16 protein-coding genes are annotated in these 20,273 nt (G+C 74.5%); 8 read left to right on the top strand and 8 right to left on the bottom strand.

Annotation, left to right across the window (positions count from 1 at the left end):
* Positions 1–182: 182 nt before the first annotated feature.
* A complete protein-coding gene (gene npdG / locus AB0873_RS07285) occupies positions 183–881 on the top strand; it encodes an NADPH-dependent F420 reductase (protein WP_155330933.1) in 699 nt (232 codons plus the stop codon).
* 247 nt (positions 882–1,128) lie between these two features.
* Here the strand turns inward: npdG and AB0873_RS07290 are convergent, their stop codons facing one another.
* The 3 genes from AB0873_RS07290 to AB0873_RS07300 form a co-directional block, all read right to left on the bottom strand.
* Positions 1,129–1,785: a class I SAM-dependent methyltransferase gene (locus tag AB0873_RS07290; RefSeq protein WP_366598841.1), complete on the bottom strand. Its 657-nt coding sequence runs from the start codon at positions 1,783–1,785 to the stop codon at positions 1,129–1,131.
* A 171-nt stretch (positions 1,786–1,956) separates the two neighbouring features.
* Positions 1,957–2,802 carry a 3-methyl-2-oxobutanoate hydroxymethyltransferase gene (panB, locus tag AB0873_RS07295; protein WP_366598842.1) on the bottom strand — a complete coding sequence of 282 codons (846 nt, stop codon included), beginning with the start codon at positions 2,800–2,802 and terminating at the stop codon, positions 1,957–1,959.
* Positions 2,803–2,952: 150 nt separating this feature from the next.
* Positions 2,953–4,713: an NAD+ synthase gene (locus tag AB0873_RS07300; RefSeq protein WP_155330936.1), complete on the bottom strand. Its 1,761-nt coding sequence runs from the start codon at positions 4,711–4,713 to the stop codon at positions 2,953–2,955.
* Between the two features lie 211 nt (positions 4,714–4,924).
* Between AB0873_RS07300 and glnA (AB0873_RS07305) the strand changes: the two genes are divergently transcribed.
* Positions 4,925–6,274 (top strand): type I glutamate--ammonia ligase, encoded by a 1,350-nt coding sequence (gene glnA, locus AB0873_RS07305; protein WP_155330937.1) that lies wholly within the window; start codon positions 4,925–4,927, stop codon positions 6,272–6,274.
* A gap of 202 nt (positions 6,275–6,476) precedes the next feature.
* Here glnA (AB0873_RS07305) and AB0873_RS07310 read toward each other — a convergent pair whose 3' ends face one another.
* Both AB0873_RS07310 and AB0873_RS07315 read right to left on the bottom strand, forming a co-directional pair.
* Positions 6,477–6,947 (bottom strand): hypothetical protein, encoded by a 471-nt coding sequence (locus AB0873_RS07310; RefSeq protein WP_366598843.1) that lies wholly within the window; start codon positions 6,945–6,947, stop codon positions 6,477–6,479.
* A 308-nt stretch (positions 6,948–7,255) separates the two neighbouring features.
* Entirely contained in the window at positions 7,256–8,185 is a 930-nt protein-coding gene (locus tag AB0873_RS07315) for an LD-carboxypeptidase (RefSeq protein WP_366598844.1), read from the bottom strand.
* A 53-nt stretch (positions 8,186–8,238) separates the two neighbouring features.
* On the opposite strand from AB0873_RS07315, the gene AB0873_RS07320 reads away from it, so the two are divergent.
* Entirely contained in the window at positions 8,239–9,003 is a 765-nt protein-coding gene (locus AB0873_RS07320) for a type 1 glutamine amidotransferase (protein ID WP_366598845.1), read from the top strand.
* Positions 9,003–12,089 carry a bifunctional [glutamine synthetase] adenylyltransferase/[glutamine synthetase]-adenylyl-L-tyrosine phosphorylase gene (locus tag AB0873_RS07325; RefSeq protein WP_366598846.1) on the top strand — a complete coding sequence of 1,029 codons (3,087 nt, stop codon included), beginning with the start codon at positions 9,003–9,005 and terminating at the stop codon, positions 12,087–12,089. The genes AB0873_RS07320 and AB0873_RS07325 overlap by 1 nt, the downstream gene beginning before the upstream one ends.
* 37 nt (positions 12,090–12,126) lie before the next feature.
* On the opposite strand, the gene AB0873_RS07330 is transcribed toward AB0873_RS07325, so the two are convergent.
* Complete coding sequence (locus tag AB0873_RS07330; protein ID WP_366598847.1) at positions 12,127–12,792, bottom strand: methyltransferase domain-containing protein; 666 nt, start codon at positions 12,790–12,792, stop codon at positions 12,127–12,129.
* A gap of 127 nt (positions 12,793–12,919) precedes the next feature.
* Positions 12,920–14,599, bottom strand: coding sequence for a hypothetical protein (locus AB0873_RS07335; RefSeq protein WP_366598848.1), 1,680 nt, complete (start codon positions 14,597–14,599; stop codon positions 12,920–12,922).
* A 45-nt stretch (positions 14,600–14,644) separates the two neighbouring features.
* Here AB0873_RS07335 and mptB (AB0873_RS07340) point away from each other — a divergent pair, with 45 nt between their 5' ends.
* The 4 genes from mptB (AB0873_RS07340) to AB0873_RS07355 all read left to right on the top strand — a co-directional run bounded on the left by mptB (AB0873_RS07340) (position 14,645) and on the right by AB0873_RS07355 (position 18,441).
* Positions 14,645–16,063: a polyprenol phosphomannose-dependent alpha 1,6 mannosyltransferase MptB gene (gene mptB, locus AB0873_RS07340; protein ID WP_366598849.1), complete on the top strand. Its 1,419-nt coding sequence runs from the start codon at positions 14,645–14,647 to the stop codon at positions 16,061–16,063.
* On the top strand, positions 16,060–17,535 hold the full coding sequence (gene mptB, locus AB0873_RS07345; protein ID WP_366598850.1) for a polyprenol phosphomannose-dependent alpha 1,6 mannosyltransferase MptB: 1,476 nt from the start codon (positions 16,060–16,062) through the stop codon (positions 17,533–17,535). The genes mptB (AB0873_RS07340) and mptB (AB0873_RS07345) overlap by 4 nt, the downstream gene beginning before the upstream one ends.
* 79 nt (positions 17,536–17,614) lie before the next feature.
* Positions 17,615–17,968 (top strand): metalloregulator ArsR/SmtB family transcription factor, encoded by a 354-nt coding sequence (locus AB0873_RS07350; RefSeq protein ID WP_366598851.1) that lies wholly within the window; start codon positions 17,615–17,617, stop codon positions 17,966–17,968.
* Positions 17,969–17,982: 14 nt separating this feature from the next.
* Complete coding sequence (locus tag AB0873_RS07355) at positions 17,983–18,441, top strand: SRPBCC domain-containing protein (protein ID WP_366598852.1); 459 nt, start codon at positions 17,983–17,985, stop codon at positions 18,439–18,441.
* A 135-nt stretch (positions 18,442–18,576) separates the two neighbouring features.
* Here AB0873_RS07355 and glnA (AB0873_RS07360) read toward each other — a convergent pair whose 3' ends face one another.
* On the bottom strand, positions 18,577–20,001 hold the full coding sequence (gene glnA, locus AB0873_RS07360) for a type I glutamate--ammonia ligase (protein ID WP_155330947.1): 1,425 nt from the start codon (positions 19,999–20,001) through the stop codon (positions 18,577–18,579).
* Positions 20,002–20,273: the final 272 nt, after the last annotated feature.

Below are 20,273 nucleotides of genomic sequence, written 5' to 3' on the forward strand. Positions count from 1 at the left end.
GGTTGCCCGTTGCCCGTTGCCCGCTGCCCGGTTCCCGCTCCGGGTCGAGAAGTCGGGGGGAGGTCTGCCGCGTCGGGCCGGGGCGCACCTGTCCCTCGGCGCACCCTTGACGGCGTCGGCAGCGGGGTTTGTCACAGCGTTCGCCGCTGCTCTCGGGCCGGCGGGTTTGCGAGGATGTCGCCATGGCTTACGACGCGAGCAACCTGCCCGACGTGTCCGGGCTCACCGTCGGCATCATCGGTGGCACCGGCGACCAGGGGCGGGGTCTCGCCTACCGGTTCGCGCGGGCCGGCCACACCGTGCTGATCGGATCCCGGTCGGCGGAGCGGGCCGCCCAGTCCGCCGCGGAGATCGGGAGCCTCCCCGGGGTCGCCGCCGGTGCCAGCGTCACCGGAGCCGGCAACGAGGACGTCGCGCGGCGCAGCGACGTCGTCATCATCGCCGTGCCGTGGGACGGCCACGCGGCCACCGTCGCCGCCCTCGCCGAGCCGCTCGCCGGCAAGATCGTCGTCGACTGCGTCAACCCGCTCGGCTTCGACAAGCAGGGCCCGTACGCGCTGACCGTCGAGGAGGGCAGCGCCGTCCAGCAGGCCGCTGCCCTGCTGCCCGACTCCCGGGTGTGCGCCGCGTTCAACCACGTCAGCGCCCCGCTCCTCGCCGACCCGGAGATCGACCGCATCGAGCTCGACGTGCTGATCTGCACCGAGGACCGGGAAGTGGTCGACATCGTCGGCGCCCTCGCCGCCCGGATCCCGGGGATGCGTGGCATCTACGCCGGCCGCCTGCGCAACGCCCACCAGGTCGAGGCGCTCACCGCCAACCTGATCGCCATCAACAAGCGCTACAAGGCCCACGCCGGCATCCGCGTCACCGACCTCTGACCCGGCGCCGCCGACGACACCGTCCGGCACGCGCTGTCCCTGCTGGCCGCCGGTCCGGGCAGCGTCTGCGGGGCGAACCCACCCACTACCAGAGCAGCGGCACGCCCGGTGAGCTGCCGGCTGTTCGCCCGGCCCGCCTGCCGCCTGAGGGTCGAGGTGCGGCCCGGGGCGGCCGGGGTGGACGTCCGCCGCCACCAGGAGGTCACCGCTACCGCTGCGGGTCCGCGCGGCGGCTCCGGGCGGCGACCTACGCCCCCGCGGCCGGTTTGCGCGCGATGACGATGGCCTGCTGGGTCCGCTCGGTCACGTCGGCCTCCTTCACCACCGTCACCCACGTCTCGAAGCCCGCGTCCCGCAGCAGGCCGGCCACCGCGTCCGGGCGGTGCCGGTACCAGTCGAGGTCGATCGCCTTGCCGAAGGCCTCGTCGCGGTGGTAGCGCTCGTCGCCGATCTGGAAGGCGAGCATCAGCGGCCCGCCCGGTGCGAGAACGCGATGGAACTCGGTGAACACGTCCGGCCAACGGTCCCACGGGACGTGGATGACCGAGTAGTAGGCGAGCAGCCCGCCGAGGGACGCGTCCGGCAGGTACAGGGCGAGCATGGAGCCCACCTCGAACCGCAGGTGCGGGTAGGTGCGGCGGGCCAGCGCCACCATGCCGGGGGAGAGGTCGACGCCGAACGCGTCCAACCCCAGGCCGTGCAGCAGGATGGTGACGCGCCCCGGCCCGCAGCCGACGTCGGCGACGGGACCGGAACCGTTGGCGCGGACCAGTTCGGCGAAGGCGGCCAGCATCGCCCGGTCGAGGGGCCGGCCGTCCAGGTCCGTGGCGAGCCAGTCGGCGTACTCGGCGGCCGTCGCGTCGTACGAGTCGCGGGTGGCGTCGAGGAAGCTGGCGTCCGGCATGGTGCTGGAGGGTAACGTCCCCGCCTCGCCGACACCGACCCGCCCGTCGAGCCGCCCGCGCCGCGACCGATCCGCCCGTCGAGCCGGCCCGCGGTGGTCAGGGTGGCCGGGTGCCCGGGAAGGAGGGCGCCCGGCCTGACGGGTACGTCGGCCGGGAGCCCTCCGGTACCCCTAGAAGGTGTGCTCGGCCGCCGGGAACTGACCGCCGCGGACCTCGTCGGCGAAGCGGCGGGTCGCGTCGGTCAGCGCGCCGGCCACGTCGGCGTAGCGCTTCACGAAGCGCGGCGCCTTTCCGGTACGCAGGCCGGCCATGTCCTGCCAGACCAGCACCTGGGCGTCGGTGTCCGGGCCGGCGCCGATGCCCACGGTCGGAATGCTCAGCTCGGCGGTGATCCGCTTGGCCACCTCACCGGGCACCATCTCCAGCACGACGGCGAAGGCGCCCGCCTCGGCGACCGCCCGGGCGTCGGCGATCACCTCGTCGGCGGCGTCACCGCGGCCCTGCACCCGGTACCCGCCGAGGGTGTGCTCGCTCTGCGGAGTGAAGCCGATGTGCGCCATCACCGGGATGCCGGCGCCGACGATCGCGGCGATCTGGTCGGCGCAGCGCCGGCCGCCCTCCAGCTTCACCGCGTGGCAGCCGCCCTCCTTCATGAACCGGACGGCGGTGCGCAGGGCCTGCGTCGGCCCCTCCTCGTACGAGCCGAACGGCAGGTCGCCGACGATCAGCGCCTGCCGGGTGGCCCGGACGACCGCCCGGACCAGCGGCAGCAGTTCCTCGGCGGTCACCGGCAGGGTGGTCTCGTAGCCGAAGACGTTGTTCGCGGCCGAGTCGCCGACCAGCAGCACGGGAATGCCGGCGGCGTCGAAGATCGCCGCCGTGTACTGGTCGTACGAGGTGAGCATCGGCCACCGCTCGCCGCGCTCCTTGGCGGCGATCAGGTCGCGGGTGCGGACCCGCCGGGTCGCCGGTCCGCCGTAGAGGGCGGTCACCTCGGGCGGGGTGGAATCCACCATGGTTCTCTCCTTCCTCGAGGCCGCGTACGCGGTCCCCGGGTTGCGCCGCGATCGTCGCACCTGGACGCCCGGCGGCGGCAGAGGCCAGTGGAGGATTTCACTCCGGCCGCCAGCACCGGAGACCGGCGCCGGTGACCGGGCACCCGTGCGTCAGCCGTTCTCCCGCCAGCGGTTGGTGATCGGTAGCCGGCGGTCCCGCCCGAACGCCTTCATGGAGATCTTCGTGCCGGGGGCGGACTGGCGTCGCTTGTACTCGGCGGTATCCACCATCCGCAGCACCCGGTCCACCACCGCCGGGTCGTGGCCGGACTCGACGAGCCCGTCCCGGCCCAGGTCGCCGTCGACGTACCCGATCAGGATCGGGTCGAGCACGTCGTACTCGGGGAGGGTGTCGCTGTCGAGCTGCCCCGGGCTCAGCTCGGCCGACGGCGGCTTGCCGATGGAGCTCTCCGGGATCGGCGCGGTCTCGTCGCGCCGGCCGGCGTCCGCGTTGCGCCACGTGGCCAGCCGCCAGATCAGCGTCTTCCAGACGTCCTTGACCGGGTTGAAGCCGCCGACCGAGTCGCCGTAGAGGGTGGAGTAACCGACCGCCAGCTCGCTCTTGTTGCCGGTGGTCAGCACCAGGTGGCCCTCCTGGTTTGACAGGGCCATGAGGATCACCCCGCGGACCCGGGCCTGCAGGTTCTCCACCGAGACGCCGGACAGCGACATGTTGGCCAGGAAGGTGTCGACCATCGGCTGGATCGGCTCGACCCGGTAGTCCAGGCTGGTGCGCTTGGCCAGGTCCGCCGCGTCCTCCCGGGAGTGCTCCGAGGAGTGCTGGCTCGGCATGGACACCCCGACCACCCGGTCGGGGCCCAGCGCGTCGACCGCGAGGGCCGCGACGACCGCCGAGTCGATGCCGCCGGACAGGCCGAGCACCACCGACGGGAAGCGGTTCTTGTTGACGTAGTCGCGTAGGCCCAGCACCAGCGCCTGCCACACCTCGGCCTCGTCGGCCACCGGCTCGATGACGCCGCCGGTCGCCGCCGGGCCCGTGGGCGCGGCCGGCACCGATCCGACGGTACGGCGGACCACCCGCAGCGCGTCGGCCAGTTCGGTGTCCTCGCCGGCGTGGGGCTCCGCCTCGGGGAGTTCGACGTCGTGCACGAGCAGGTGCTCGACGAACTGCGGAGCCCGGGCCAGCAACGTCCCGTCCGCCGTCACGATCATCGAGTCGCCCTCGAAGACCAGCTCGTCCTGGCCGCCGATCATGTTGACGTACGCGATGGTGGCCCCCGCCTCGGCGGCCCGGCGGCGGACCAGCGGCAGCCGGATGTCGTCCTTGTTCAGCTCGTACGGCGAGCCGTTGATGTTGAGGACCAGGCCGACGCCGGCCTGGCGGGCGGCGGCGAACGGGCCCCCGGCCTGCCACAGGTCCTCGCAGATGGTCAGCGCGACGTCCACCCCGCCGATCCGGACCACGGTCAGCATGTCCCCGGGAACGAAGTACCGGTCCTCGTCGAAGACGCCGTAGTTCGGCAGGTGGTGCTTGAAGTAGGTGGCGACGGTCCCACCGCCGTGCAGCAGGGCGGCGGCGTTGCGCGCACCGTGACCCGGCTCCGCGTCACCGCTGACCTGCGGCGGGCCGTCCGCGTCCAGGTAACCGACCAGCACCGGCAGGTCACCGAGGCCGTCCGCGGCGAGGTCGGCCGCGAGCCGCTCCAGGGCCGCCTTCGACGCCGCCACGAAGGACCGGCGGAAGACCAGGTCCTCGACCGGGTACCCGGTCAGCATCATCTCCGGGAACGCGACCAGCTGAGCGCCGGCGTCGGCGGCGCGCCGGGTCCACTCCCGGATCAGCGCGGCGTTGCCGGTGAGGTCGCCGACGGTCGGGTTGACCTGACAGAGGGCGAGACGCAGGGTGGGCATGTCCTCATCTTGCCCCAGCCGTCCGGGCCCGACACGGCCCGCCGGGGGAGACCGGGGCCACCCCCGAGCGGGGGACCGCGCCGGGGTGGGACTGGGCGGGACGAGCGCCGGCAGGTCGCGTAACGTCGGCGTAACGAGGCCGGTGGAGACTGGTCGGTCAGGCCGGGTCACCCCCGGCCGAAGGCGGACAACAGGGTCGCGAGGGGTGGAAGTGGACCGTCAGCAGGAGTTCGTCCTCCGTACGCTGGAAGAGCGGGACATCCGGTTCGTCCGGCTGTGGTTCACCGACGTGCTGGGCACGCTGAAGAGCGTGTCGGTGGCCCCCGCCGAGCTGGAGGCGGCCTTCGAGGAGGGCATCGGGTTCGACGGCTCGGCGATCGAGGGCTTCGCCCGGGTCTTCGAGTCCGACATGGTCGCCATGCCCGACCCGACCACGTTCCAGGTCTTCCCGTTCGAGGGGGGCGTCAGCGGCGAGAGCGCCCGGATGTTCTGCGACATCCTGCTCCCCGACGGCGGCCCGTCCTGGGCCGACCCGCGGCACGTGCTGCGCCGGGCCCTGTCCAAGGCGGCGGAGAAGGGCTTCACCTTCTACACCCACCCGGAGATCGAGTTCTTCCTGCTGGAGAACGGCCCGATGGACGGCTCGGTGCCCACCCCGGTCGACACCGGCGGGTACTTCGAGCACACCACCCACGCGGTCGCGCGGGACTTCCGCCGCCAGGCGGTGCTCGCGTTGGAGCGGATCGGCATCTCGGTCGAGTTCAGCCACCACGAGGTCGCCCCCGGCCAGCAGGAGATCGACCTGCGCTACGCCGACGCGCTGACCACCGCCGACAACATCATGACCTTCCGGCACGTGGTCAAGGAGGTGGCGCTCTCCACCGGGGTGCAGGCCACCTTCATGCCGAAGCCGTTCACCGACCAGCCGGGCAGCGGCATGCACACCCACCTGTCGCTGTTCGAGGGCGAGCGCAACGCGTTCCACGACGCCGGCGACCCGATGAAGCTGTCCAAGGTGGCCCGCGCGTTCATCGCCGGCCTGCTCGTGCACGCCCGGGAGTACACGGCGGTCACCAACCAGTGGGTCAACTCGTACAAGCGGCTGTTCCCGCAGGCCCTGCCGGACCGGGTGACCGAGAGCCCCGCGTACGTCTGCTGGGGTCACCTCAACCGGTCCGCGCTGGTCCGCGTCCCGGCGTACGGCAAGCCGAACTCCGCCCGGGTGGAGGTCCGGTCGCTCGACTCGGCGGCCAACCCGTACCTGGCCTTCGCGGTGCTGCTCGGCGCCGGGATGAAGGGCATCGAGGAGGGGTACGAGCTGCCGCCGGGCGCCGAGGACGACGTCTGGTCGCTGACCAGCGCCGAGCGACGGGCGATGGGGTACGAGCCGCTGCCGGAGAACCTCTCCGAGGCGATCGACGTGATGGCCGGTTCCGAGCTGGTCGCCGAGGTGCTCGGCGAGCACGTCTTCGACTTCTTCCTGCGCAACAAGCGGGCCGAGTGGGAGCAGTACCGGCGCGAGGTCACCCCGTACGAGCGGCAGCGCTACCTGTCGCTGTAGGCGGTGCCGGGAAGCCGGAGGCGCTGGCGTTCTTCGTGCCGGGCCTGCTCATCCCCGGCACGCACGTCGGCGCCGCCCTGATCGTCCGCGCCCGCATCGCCTGACCGTCCGAAGCCGACCGGGGCGTCCCGGCGGCGCCGTCCCCTCCGAAGGTCACGGCGCCGCCCGCCCCAGCCACGCGGCCGGGGCGGGCGGCGTCCGGTCACTTGTCGCCGAAGCCGCCCGGCCCGCCGTGGCCGCCCGGCCCGCCGTGGCCGCCGTGCCCGCCCGGGCCCGGGAGGACGCCCGCCTCGGCCGCGGCGATGATCGCGTCGGCCTGCTCCTGGGTGAGCTTGCCGTCCTCGACCGCCCGGTCGAGCCGCTCCTTCAGCGCGGCCTGCCGCTCCGCGGCGTCCGGCCGCTCGGGCCGGTCGTCCTTCCGCTGTTCGCGCAGCTTCTCCAGCGCGGCCGTCACCTGGTCGGTCGGGACGCCCAGCTCCTTCGCGAGCGCCTCGGCGAACTCCGCCTGCCGGTCGGCCAGCCGCTGCTCCCGGTCGGTGTCGGCGCTGGCGCTCGCCGACGGCGAGGCGCCGTCGGCGGCGAATGCGACGGTCGGCGCCGCGATCCCGACGCCGAGCAGGCCGGCGGCGGCGAAGCCGGCCAGCAGGTGCTTCTTTCGAATCGTGCGGGACATGTCGTCCTCCAACTCGTCGGTGGTGCGATGACCTCACCGACGGTGACCTGGGCGGCTGGAGGAAACCCATGGCGAGCCTATGAATGGGCTGGCAGTCCGCCCGCCAAGCCGGACAGACCGCCCAGTCGGCCTGCGGCCGTCCCAAGACCCACCCAACTTCAGGGACGTTGCTGCTTCCGGCACCCGTCGAGGCAGCAACGTCCCCGAAGTTGCTGGCCGCCTGGCAGCGGGCACGGCAGTGGTGGGACGGGCGCGGGACGCGGGTCGGTGAGGGTGGAAGTGGAGGCGGGGAGCGGAGAGGCGGGGGGTCAGCGGACGGCGGGGGCGACCGTGAGCGTGCCGGCGTCGGCGTCGAGGACCGCCTCGGTGCCGACGGGGACGGTGAGCTGACCGACCCCGTGACCGATCGGAAGGCCACCGAGGACCGGGACGCCCAGGTCGCCGAGGCGGTCGGTCAGGACGTCGGCGACGTCCACCGCCCACCCGTCCGCACAGTCGGTGAACTGCCCGACCGCCACCCCCGCCACGCCGTCGAGCACGCCGGCCCGGCGGAGCTGGGTCAACATCCGGTCGATCTTGTACGGCGGCTCCTGCACCTCCTCGACGAGGAGCACCGCCCCGGTCAGGTCCGGCATGTCCGGGGTGCCGAGCGACGCCACGATCAGGCACAGGTTGCCGCCGAGCAGCCGGCCGGTGGCCCGGCCGGGCACCCGGACGCCGGCGGTCTCCTCCCCGTCGCGGGCCGCCACGGTCACCGGCTCGGTGGTCATCAACGCCGCGTGCAGCGACTGCGCCGAGTCCAGCGTCGTGCGCTCGTCCCGCCAGGCCGCCCCGGGCCCGTGCACGCCGGCCAGCCGGGCGCCCCGCCAGAGCGCGAACTGGAGGGCGGTGATGTCGGAGAAGCCGGCCACGACCTTCGGGTCCCGGCGTACGGCGGCCATGTCGATCGCGTCCACCGCCCGCTGCGCGCCGTAGCCGCCCCGGGTGCAGATCACGCCCCGCACCGAGGGGTCGGCGAACGCGGCGTTCAGGTCCGCCGCCCGCAGCTCGTCGGCGCCGGCCAGGTAGCCCTGCCGGGCGTACGCGTTCGGGGCCGGGACCGGCCGCAGCCCCCAGCCGGTGAGCAGTTCGACGCCCCGGGCCACCCGCTCCGGCCGGGTCGGCCCGGACGGCGACACCAGCATGACCGTGTCGCCGGGGCGCAGCGCCGGCGGCCGGACGACGTCTTCGGTGATCACAACCGCCGAGCCTAACCAGCTCTTCGACGGGCGTACCGGATAGCCTCGACGGCGTGGCAACCGCGCTGGTGATCGAGAACGACCCGACCGACGACGCGCGCCGGCTGGGGGAGTGGCTGACCGAGGCCGGCCTGGACCTGTGGGTGGTCCGGGCGCACGCCGGCGACGAACTGCCGGCCGACCTGGAGGGGTACGCGGCGCTGGTGGTGCTCGGCGGCGAGCAGCAGGCGTACCCGCTGCCCGACGGCTCACCCGGGGCGGCCTGGTTCCCGCACGTGGAGGCGCTGCTGCGCAAGGCCGTCCGGTACCGCGTGCCGACCCTGGGCATCTGCCTCGGCGCCCAACTGCTCGCCACCGCGCACGCCGGCGCCGTCGAGCGCAGCCCGTCCGGCCCGGAGGTCGGCCCCGGCGTGGTGGGCCGCCGCGACGCCGCCGAGGCGGACCCGCTCTTCCGGTACGTCCCGCTGATCCCGGACGTGCTCCAGTGGCACTCCGACGAGATCACCGAGCTGCCCGCCGGCGCGACCCTGCTCGCCGCCTCCACCCGCTACCCGCACCAGGCGTTCCGCCTCGGCGACCGGGCCTGGGGGCTCCAGTTCCACATCGAGTGCGACACCGCGATGATCGCCGACTGGGCCACCGACTCGAGGCTGCTCGCCGAGCTGGGCTACGACCCGGAGGCGGTGGTGGCCGCCTGCGACGCGGTGATGGTCGACGTGGAGGAGGTGTGGCAGCCCTTCGCGGCGCGCTTCGCGGCCCTGGCCCTCGGCGAGCTGGACGAGGGCACCCGCCGCAGCCTGCCCCTGCTCGGGCACTGATGGGCCGGCCGACCAGGGCCGCGGGGCGGCTCGCCCGGTACGGGTTCGGCGCCGGTGACGCCGGTTCCCGCGCCGCCGACCTGCTCGGCCCCGACGGGCTGGGCCTGTGGCGGCCGGACACCCAGGAGCCGGCCGACGAGCCGGCGGCGGAGCTGCTCGCCGCCCTGTCCCGGGCCGCCGACCCGGAACTGGCGCTGCGCCAGCTGCACCGGCTCGTCGAGGCGGAGCGCCGCGCGGCCGGCAACGGCGGCGGTCCGGCCGGCATCGGCGCCGGGTCCGCCCTGATCGAGGCGTTGCACGACGATCCGGGGCTGCGCCGGCGGCTGGTCGCCGTGCTAGGCGCGTCCTCGGCGCTCGGCGACCACCTGGTGGCCAACCCGGACCAGTGGACGGCCCTCCGGACCGCCCCGGACGGTCTGGCGCCGCCCGCCGACGGGCGGCTCGACCGGACCGGTGACGGCAACCCGGTCGCGGTGCTGCGAACCGCGTACCGCCTGGCGTTGCTGCGGATCGCGGCGGCCGACCTGACCGGCGGGCGCGGGCTGGAGCAGACGATGGCCGCGCTGTCCGCGCTGGCCGACGCGACGCTCGCCGCCGCGTACGAGATCGCCGTGGGTGAGCTGCCGGAGGGCACGCCCCGGCCGCGGCTCGCCGTGGTGGCGATGGGCAAGTGCGGCGGCGACGAGCTGAACTACGTCTCCGACGTCGACGTCATCTTCGTGGCGGCCGAGGACGACCACCTCCCGGCGGCCACCACGGTCGCCACCCGGCTGATCCACATCTGCGGGCTGGTCGCCTGGCCGGTCGACGCCGCGCTGCGGCCGGAGGGCAACCGGGGCCCGCTGGTGCGGACCCTCGCCAGCCACCTCGCCTACTACCGGCGGTGGGCCCGGACCTGGGAGTTCCAGGCGCTGCTGAAGGCCCGGCCGGCGGCCGGGGACCTGGCCCTGGGCCGGGAGTGGATCGACCAGCTCGCCCCGCTGGTCTGGCGGGCCGCCGAACGCCCCGAGGCGGTCGAGGACGTGCGCGCCATGCGCCGCAGGATCATCGACAACATCCCGCCGAAGGAGCTGGACCGCGAGATCAAGCGCGGCCCGGGCGGGCTGCGCGACATCGAGTTCGCGGTGCAGTTGCTGCAACTGGTGCACGGCCGCGGTGACGAGACGCTACGGGTCCCGGGCACGGTCCCGGCGCTGCGGGCGCTGGTCGCCGGCGGCTACGTCGGGCGGGCCGACGGGGAGGCGCTGCTGCGCGGCTACCGCTTCCTGCGCGCCGTCGAGCACCGGCTCCAGCTCCAGGGCCTGCGCCGGACCCACACCGTGCCGACCGACCCGGCCGCGCTGCGCTGGCTGGCCGCCGCGCTCGGCCACGCGGCCACGCCGGGCCGCAGCGCCGTCGAGGAGTTCCGCGCCGAGTGGGTCACCCACGCCACCGAGGTACGCCGGCTGCACGCCAAGCTGCTCTACCGGCCCCTGCTGGAGTCGGTCGCCCGGGTCCCCGCCGACGGGCTGCGGCTCACCCCCGAGGCGGCCCGCCACCGGCTGGAGATCCTCGGCTTCGCCGACCCGGCAGGGGCGCTGCGACACCTCCAGGCCCTCACCGGCGGGGTCAGCCGTACCGCCGCGATCCAGCGCACCCTGCTGCCGGTGCTGCTGAGCGAGTTCGCCGACGCCCCCGAGCCGGACCGCGGGCTGCTCAACTACCGCCAGGTCTCCGACAAGCTCGGCAGCACACCCTGGTACCTGCGGCTGCTGCGCGACGAGGGGCCGGTCGCCCGCCGGCTCGCCCGGGTGCTCTCCTCCTCCCGGTACGCGGCCGACCTGCTCGCCCGCGAACCGGAGGCGCTGCGCCTGCTCGCCGAGGAGAGCGAGCTGGTCCCGCGCCCGCGGGACGTGCTGTGCGAGGGCTTCGCGGCGGCCGCAACCCGGCACGCCGACGACCCGGTCGAGGCGACCCGGGCGGTCCGCGCGCTGCGCCGCCGGGAACTGGTCCGGCTGGCCTGCGCCGACGTGCTGAGCCGCGCCGGGTCACTGGCACCGTCGCCACCCCGCGCCGAGGACCGTGCCGCGCAGGGGGCCGCCCCGACGTCGCAGCCCGGCCGCGCCGGGACGTCGGCACCGGCCCTGGGCCTCGCCGACGTGACCGCCGTGGGCACCGCGCTGGCCGACGTCACCGACGCCACGCTGGCCGCCGCCCTACGGACCGCCCGGGCGTCCCAGGCACCCGGGCCGGGGCTGCGGTTCGCGGTGGTCGGCATGGGCCGGCTCGGCGGGTACGAGTCGAACTACCTCTCCGACGCCGACGTGCTGTTCGTCTACGACGGGCCGGACGGCGTCAGCGACAGCGCGGCGAGCGCCACCGCCCACGCGATCGCCGAGGAACTGCGCCGGCTGCTCGGCATGCCCGCCCCCGACCCGCCGCTCGGCGTCGACGCCGACCTGCGGCCCGAGGGGCGGCAGGGTCCGCTGGTCCGCAGCCTCGCCGCGTACGCCCAGTACTACGCGCGCTGGTCGGGGGTGTGGGAGGCGCAGGCGCTGCTGCGGGCCCGGTTCGTCTGCGGCGACGCGGACCTGGGCGCCGAGTTCGAGGCGATGATCGACCCGGTGCGGTACCCGGTCGACGGGCTGACCCGCGAGCAGGTCGTCGAGATCCGTCGCATCAAGGCCCGGGTGGAGACCGAGCGGCTGCCCCGGGGCGCGGACCCGGCCACCCACACCAAGCTGGGGCGGGGCGGGCTGTCGGACGTCGAGTGGGCGGTGCAGCTGCTCCAGCTCCGGCACGGCGGGCGGCTGCCGGAGCTGCGCGGGACGCGTACGCTCGACGCCCTCGCGGCCGCGCGGGACGCGGACCTGGTCGACCGGGCGGACGCCGAGGCGATGGCGGCCGGGTGGACCCTCGCCGCGCAGGTCCGCAACGCGCTGATGCTGGTGCGGGGCCGGGCCGGTGACCAGCTCCCCCGGCACGGGGTGGAGCTGGCCGGCGTGGTGCGGCTGCTCGGCCGCGACGACCCGGGGGAGTTCCTCGACGAGTACCTGCGCACCGGTCGCCGTTCCCGCGCCGCCATGGAGCGGGTGCTGGAGAGCTGAGGCCGGGCGTCGCCGGCCGGCGGTCGGAAACCGGCCGCTACCGCCGGCGCACCAGCACGACGTTGTCGAGCAGCGTCGCGGGTTGCCCGTCCGGGCCGGTGGCCGGCCGGGGCACGCCGTCGACCCGCTCGGTGTGCCACCGGCCGGTGTCCAGGTCGAGCCCGGCCAGGGTCTCCTCCGGCGTGGGGAACCGGACGTGTGGGTGGGCGTGCCGACTCCACGGCGGCATCTCACCGTGCTCGACGACCAGCAGCCGGCCACCGGGCGCCACGGCCCGGGCCGCCGCGCGCAGCACGTCCTCCCGGGGGAAGTCCAGCGGTGACTGGAGGAACTGGGCGGACACCAGGTCGAACACGCCCTCGGGGAAGGTGCGGAGGAGGTCGTGCCGCTGGAAGTCGATCCGTGCCGCGACGCCGTCGGCGTCCGCCCGGGCGGCGGCCCGGTCCAGGGCGGTGGCGGAGATGTCGACGGCGGTCACCCGCCAGCCCCGGCCGGCCAGCCAGATCGCGTCGGCGCCCTCGCCGCAGCCCAGGTCCAGCGCGGTGCCGGCCGGCAGCGGACCGGCCACGTCGACCAGGTGCGGGTTGGGGCGGCCGCTCCAGATCTGGTCCCGTTCCCCGTAGAGCTCGTCCCAGAACCGGGCGGCCTCCACGTCCACGTCCGGCTGCCGGACGTCGTCCACGCGGTCAGCGCTCTCCTGCACCGTTCCTCCTCGCTGCTCGTGCCGCTCCCGGTCGGGCCGTCGCGTCGATCGTTGCCCGTCGCGTCGATCGTTGCCCGGAGCCCGACGATGCGGCAAGGATGTTTGCCGGAACGGCAAAAAGATTGGGTCAGCTGCCGAGCCGGTACTCCCCGGCACCCGGCACGGTGACGGTGATCCAGTCGCCGTCGGGGGCGAGCGTGGCGCCGCCGGTGACGGTCAGCCAGCGGTTGTGGCGTACGCGGACCGGGACCGGGCCGGCCGCCGCCGCCCGGAACGTCAGCGACGCCGCGTCGGAGCGGACCAGTTCACCCGGGGCGCCGACGACCGGGCGCGATCCGTCGACCGCCCACACCCGCCAGTGCGGGCCGGACCAGACCGGGGTGAGGTAGGGCAGGCCGCCGGTGACCAGGTCGGCCTCGGGCCGGCCCACCCACGACAGCGGGGCGTCGGGAACGGCGACGTACTGCACGGCGTTGTCGAGCAGCCAGTCCCGGTAGCTGTCCGGTGTCAACGGCACCCCGGTGCCGGCGGCGCCCGGCACGGTGGTGAAGAACAGCGGGTTGCGGTCGATGTCGGCCTGCCGCAGCCAGCCCCGCGCGAGCGGCACCTCGCCGAGGGACGCCGCCTCCCAGTAGCCGCGGGTCGGCGGGATCTCCACCCGGCCGGTGAGGCGCTGAGCGGCGAGGAAGTCCCGCAGCGGCGCGAAGTACGCCGGCCGGGCCGCCGGATCGGTGACACTGCGCAGGTCGGCCGGCGAGACCGGTGGCTGCCACCAGCACACCGCGGCCAGCAGCACGGCGAGCGCGACCGCCCCACCCCGCCCGCCGCGCGCGGCGGCGAACCCCCACCCACTCCACCGGCCCCGTGGCGCCCACCGGAGCCGCGACGCGTTAACAGGGGACCCTTCCTCTACCGGAGGCGTTAACAAGGGGCCCTTCCTTACACCCGCGGCGGCGGCCAGTACGGGTAGTGCGAACATCGCCGCCAGCCGGGTGGCGTTGAGGCCGACCGGCGTGTGCACCAGGGCCGCGGCCAGCACCCCCGCCGCGGACAGCAACGCGCCCGCCCGCACCGGCCGGTACGCCACCAGCGCGGCCACCAGCAGGCTGGTCACCACGGTGCGGAGGGTGTCGGTGCGGCTGATGTTCATCCAGCCGCCGTCGCCGAACAGTAACGCGGTGACCCCGAGGGGCAGCGCGGCGGCGACCCCGAGGGCCAGGCCGTCGGCGTACCGGCGGGACAGCAGCAGCGCCGCGCCGGCCAGGCCGACGAAGAGGCCGGCCACCGGGCTGGTCGCCGACGCCAGCAGCGCCCCGAGGGCGGCCAGCCCGAGCCGCACCGTGCCGCGTCGCCCCCGCGCGGGGGCGGGCTCACGCCGGTCGGCGGGCAGGGTGAGGGCGAGCAGGGCGACCAGGCCGAGGGCCACCCCGAGGCCGTACGTGACCCGGCCGGCGACCAGGTTCCCGGTGAGGGTGACCACGCCCACCAGGGCGCCGAGCAGCGGCCGGGGCACCCCGGTCCGGGCCAGCAGGGCGGCGAGGGCGGCCGCCGCCGCGACCAGCGCGAGCACGCCGGTGACCCGGACGCCGAGCAGCGCCATCACCGGCTGGGACACCAGGCTGTAGCCGAACTGGTTCACCCCGCCGTACCAGCGCAGGTCGACCGGGGCGGTGCCGTGGGCGGCGAAGAAGTCGGCCCGCGCCACCTGGGCGGCCAGGTCCGAACCCGCCGGCGGCAACGTCAGGTACGTCACACCGAGCACCACGGCCGACGCGGTGGCCAGCGCCACGACCCGCCTGTCCCGCATGCCCACCTCCGTACCGCGACCACCGTACTGGCAGCATGTGCTTCCGTGCCTCTCCACCTCGCCCGCTGGACCGGCCTGGCCGGCTCGACGATGCTCGCCGTCGCCGCCTTCCTCGGCGGCGCCCTGCCCTCCGGGTCGCACCTGGCGAACCCGGTCCGCATCTGGCAGGGCCCGAACGGGCCGCTGCTGATCGCACTCTGGGTGGTCGGCCTGGCGCTGTCCGCCGGAGCGTGGTGGTCGGTCCGGGACCGGGTGCCCTCCGCGCGGTGGGCGCTGGTCACCGTCGGGCTCTGGCTGGTCCCGCTGCTGGTCGCGCCGCCGTTGGGCAGCCGGGACGTGTACGCGTACGCCTGCCAGGGCGCCACGTACGCGGCCGGCTTCAGCCCGTACGAGCAGGGGGTGTCCGCCCTGCCGTGCCCGTGGCTGGACACGATCTCGCCGATCTGGCGGGACACCCCGGCGCCGTACGGTCCGCTGTTCGTCCTGGTCTCCGGGGCGATCGTGGCGGCCACCGACTCGCTGGTCGCCAGCATCGTCGTGTTCCGGCTGCTCGCGGTGGCCGGCGTCGGCCTCACGGCGGCCGTGCTGCCGGTGCTGGCCCGTCGGTGTGGGGTGGCGCCCGGGCGGGCGCTGTGGCTGGCGCTCGGCTCCCCGCTGGTCGGGGTGCACCTGGTCTCCGGCGCGCACAACGACGCGTTGATGGTCGGGCTGCTCGTCGCCGGGCTGGCGGTCGTGGCGTCCCGTCCCGGGCGCCCCGGCCCGCTGCTGGCCGGGGGTGTGCTGCTCGGCCTGGCCGCCGGGATCAAGGTGACCGCGCTGGTCGTGGTGCCGTTCGCGGCGCTGGCCGCGCTCGCCGGGGGGTACTCGGTCCGGGCGCTGATCCGCGACGGCGGGTGGGTGGTCGGCGGCGCCGTCGCCACGGTCGTCGGCGCGACGCTGGCCGCCGGCCTCGACTTCGGCTGGATCGGTGGGCTGGAGCAGGGGGGTCTGGTGATCGGCTGGACGTCGCCGCCGACCGCCGTCGGGCAGACCTTCGGGTATCTCGTGCTGCCCTTCGGCTGGCACATCGACGCGTTGCCGGTGACCCGGGGGATCGGCCTGGCGGTGCTCCTCCTGCTGCTGCCGTGGCTGTTGTGGCGGGCGCGGACCCGGGACGCGCTCTGGCACGCCGGGCTCGCGCTGACCGCCACGGTCGCGCTCGCGCCGCTCTTCCACCCCTGGTACTGGACCTGGCCCCTCGTGGTGCTCGCGGCGACCGCCCGCCGGGCCGACTGGGCGGCCCTGGTCGCGCTGGTCGCGTCGTTCCTGGTGCTGCCGGACGGCACCGGGCTGCCCCGGTACACCAAGACCGTCGGCGCGCCGCTGATGACGCTGCTGGTGATCGTGGTTACGGTCCGCTTGGTACGGTCGGCGCGGGCGGCCCGTCGGCCGGCCGCCGCCGAGTCGGGAGGGGTACGCCGGTGACCGGACCCGGCGCAGCGCCGGGTCCGATCGCGCCCGGGCGGGCGCTCGTCGCGCGGTACGCCGGTCTGGCCGGCGCCGTGCTGCTGTCCGTCGCCGGGTACGTGGGCGGGGCGCTGCCCGGCACCACCGCCGACCGGGTGTGGCGCTCCGCGGACGGCCCGCTGACCGTCGTGCTCTGGCTGGTCGGCACCGGCCTGCTCGTCGGCGCCTGGTGGGCCCTGCGCGACGGTGCGCCGTCGACCGGCTGGGCGTACCGCACGGCGGGGTTGTGGGCGCTGCCGCTGCTCGTCGCGCCGCCACTGGGCAGCCGGGACGTCTACTCCTACGCCTGCCAGGGCTGGGCGTACGCGCACGGCGTCGACCCGTACGCGACGGGGGTGGCGGCGGCCGGCTGCCCGTGGGTGGACGCGGTCGCGCCGATCTGGCGGGACACGCCGGCGCCGTACGGGCCGGTGTTCGTCCTGCTCGCCGCGCTGGCCGTGACCCTGGGCGGTGGGTTGGTCGGCGCGGTGGTGGTGCTGCGCCTGGTCGCCGTGGCCGGGGTCCTGCTCGCCGGGCTGTGCCTGCTCGGGCTGGCCCGGGCGGCGGGCGTGCCGACGCGCCGGGCGACCTGGCTGGTGCTGGCCTGCCCGCTGGTCGCCGTGCACCTGGTGGCCGGCGCCCACAACGACGCGCTGATGCTCGGGCTGCTGCTGCTCGGCCTGCTGGTGCTCGTCCGCTTCCCCGGCAAGCCGCGCCCGCTGCTGGTCGCCGGGGTGCTGCTGGGGCTGGCGGTGGGCGTGAAGGCGACCGCGGTGGTGGTGCTTCCGTTCGCGGCCCTGGCGGCGGTGCTCGGCCGCTACACCGTACGGTCGCTGCTGCGCGACGGCGGCTGGCTGGCCGCCGGGGTGTTCGCCGCCCTGGCGGGCGCGTCGCTGCTCTCCGGCCTCGGCCTGGGTTGGGTGCGCGGGCTGAACCGCAGCGGCGACTCGGAGCAGTGGACGTCGCCCCCGACGGCCGTCGGCATGGTCGTGGACTACGCCGGCGAGTTGCTCGGCCGGCGACCCGCCGCGGTCCCGGTGGCGCGGGCGGTGGCGCTGGCCGTGCTGGTCGCCCTGCTGGCGCTGCTGTGGTGGCGGGCCTGGACGGCGCTGCGCGAGCTGAACGACGTCCGGCAGCGGGTGGCGCGGATGGACGCCGCCCGGGTCCGGGTGTCCCTGCTCGGGGCGGGGCTCGCGTTGGCCGCCACGGTCGCCCTGGCCCCGGTGTTCCACCCCTGGTACGCGACCTGGCCGCTGGCCGTGCTGGCGGTCGTGGCGGTACGGACCGGCTGGTTCGTGCTGCCGTGCGCGGTCGCGGCCTTCCTCGCGCTACCTGACGGCACCAACCTCGCCCGGCTGGTCAAGGCCCCGGGCGCATTGGTGATGACCGTCCTGGTCGTCGCGCTGGCGGTGTGGGGTCTGCCCCGGCTCCGCAACGTTCGGCCGCGCTGACGTTCCGGTAGGTCCTTGAACGCGACGTTGTCTCACCCTACATTTAACGCATCTGCTAATTAACGAGGTGGTTAAGCAAGTGGCGACCGATCGGCTCAGCGTCATCTTCTCGGCGCTGGCGGACCCGACCCGCCGGGCGATCCTCGCCCGGCTCGCGGACGGCGACGCCACCGTCACGGAGCTGGCCGAGCCGTTCGACATCAGCCTGCCGGCGATCTCCCGCCACCTGAAGGTGCTGGAGCAGGCCGGCCTCATCACCCGCAGCCGGAGCGCCCAGTGGCGTTCCAGCAGCCTGAACCCGGAGCCGCTCCGGGAGGCCACGGCCTGGATGGAGCGCTACCGGCGGCACTGGGACGCCAGCTTCGACCGGCTCGACGCCCACCTGCGCCGAATCCAGGCGCAGGCACCGCCGACGACGGACGATCCGCAGTGAGAGAGGACAGCACGATGACCGACACCACCAACGAACTCGTCATGACCCGCGTCTTCGACGCGCCCCGGGAGCTGGTCTGGCAGGCCTTCACCGACCCCGACCAGTTCGCCGCCTGGTTCGGCCCCGTCGGCTGGTCCGTGCCGCGCGAGACGGTCGACTTCGACGTCCGCGTCGGCGGGCACCAGCGCTTCACCATGGTCAACGACGACGACCCGGCCATGACCTCCCCGGCGGACGGCACCTTCGCCGAGGTCGTCGAGAACGAACTGCTGGTCGGCTACGAGGAGGTCAAGGGCATGCCGGGCCTCGAGGACGGCACGCGGATGACCCTGCGGCTGGAGTTCCACGACGAGCCGGGCGGCAAGACCCGGCTGGAGCTGCGGCAGGGCCCGTTCCCGGCCGACTGGCGGTCGAGCGCCGAGGGCGGCTGGGGCAGCTCCTTCACGAAGCTGGACGCGCTGCTCGCCCGCTGAAGCGTCGTCGAGCAGTGGCGGTCGCGCCGGGATCCGGCGCGGGCCGGCCAGCACCTCTCGAACCCGCATCGAGGCGGAACGGCCGGGCCGGCCCCGCGGTGTCGCGGAGCCGGCCCGGCCGGTGCTGGTGGGTGGTCAGCAGTCGAAGTACATCGCGAACTCGTGCGGGGTCGGGCGCAGGCGCACCGGGTCGACCTCGTTGGCCCGCTTCCACTCGACCCAGGTCGAGATCAGGTCCGGCGTGAACACGCCGCCGTCGAGCAGGTAGTCGTGGTCGGCCTCGAGCGCGTCGAGCACCTCCGGCAGCGAGCCCGGCACCTGCTTGACGTCGCCCCACTCCTCCGGGGGCAGGTCGTACAGGTCCTTGTCGATCGGCGCCGGCGGCTCGATCTTGTTCTTGATGCCGTCCAGGCCGGCCATCAGCATGGCAGAGAAGGCCAGGTAGACGTTCGCCGAGGGGTCCGGCACGCGGAACTCGACCCGCTTGGCCTTCGGGTTGCTGCCGGTCACCGGGATCCGGGTGCAGGCGGAGCGGTTGCGCTGGGAGTAGACCAGGTTGACCGGCGCCTCGAACCCCGGCACCAGGCGGCGGTACGAGTTGACCGTCGGGTTGGTGAAGGCCAGCAGCGACGGGGCGTGGTGCAGCAGGCCGCCGATGTACCAGCGGGCGGTGTCGGACAGGCCGGCGTAGCCGGTCTCGTCGTAGAACAGCGGCTCGCCGTTGAGCCAGAGGCTCTGGTGGGTGTGCATGCCGGAGCCGTTGTCACCGAAGAGCGGCTTGGGCATGAAGGTCGCGGTCTTGCCGTTGGCCCAGGCCTCGTTCTTCACGATGTACTTGAACAGCTGGAGCTGGTCACCGGCGTGCAGCAGGGTGGAGAACTTGTAGTTGATCTCGGCCTGGCCGGCGGTGCCCACCTCGTGGTGCGAGCGCTCCACGGTGAAGCCGGTGTCGACGAGCCGGCGGACGATGCTGTCGCGCAGGTCGGCGTAGTGGTCGACCGGCGGCACCGGGAAGTAGCCGCCCTTGTACGCGGTCTTGTAGCCGCGGTTGCCGCCCACCTCCTCACGGCCGGTGTTCCAGGCGCCCTCGATCGAGTCGATGTAGTAGAACGCCTGGTGCGCCGAGGTCTCGTGGCGGATCGAGTCGAAGATGTAGAACTCGGCCTCCGGGCCGAAGTACGCGGTGTCGGCGATGCCGCTCGCCGCCAGGTAGGCCTCGGCCTTCTTCGCCACGTTCCGCGGGTCGCGGGTGTACGCCTCGCGGGTGAACGGGTCGTGGATGAAGAAGTTCAACGCGAGGGTCTTCTGCGCGCGGAACGGGTCGATGAAGGCGGTGGCGACGTCCGGGAGCAGGAGCATGTCCGACTCGTGGATGGCCTGGAAACCGCGGATGGACGACCCGTCGAAGGCGAGGCCGTCGGTGAAGAGGTCGTCGGCGACCGACTCGACCGGCAGGTTGAAGTGCTGCATCACGCCGGGCAGGTCACAGAAACGTACGTCGACGAACTTCACGTCCTCGTTCTTGAGGTAACGCAGGAGTTCCTCGGGATTGGCGAACACTCGTCCTCCTGGCACGTCCACTGGGTGGCTGGGCTTCTGGCGACGCTATGGCCGCGCGGTTGCCCGGCCATGTCTTCGGTGTTTCTGCCGTGTTACGTCCCTCGCGGAGCGTCATCCGCGCGGCTCAACCGCACCTGGCCGGCCGGTGGGAGGCGTCCGGCTGTGCCAGTGTAGTGACAACTGCCATGCTTGGTCCGTTTTTGCGTCCCGGGGTGGCCGGTCCCGGCCCGGCCGCCTGACTACCCTTGTCCGTTGTGACGAACCCGGCCGAC

It is taken from the genome of Micromonospora sp. NPDC047707, assembly GCF_040704235.1.
In the GTDB taxonomy this organism is placed as follows: Bacteria; Actinomycetota; Actinomycetes; order Mycobacteriales; family Micromonosporaceae; genus Micromonospora.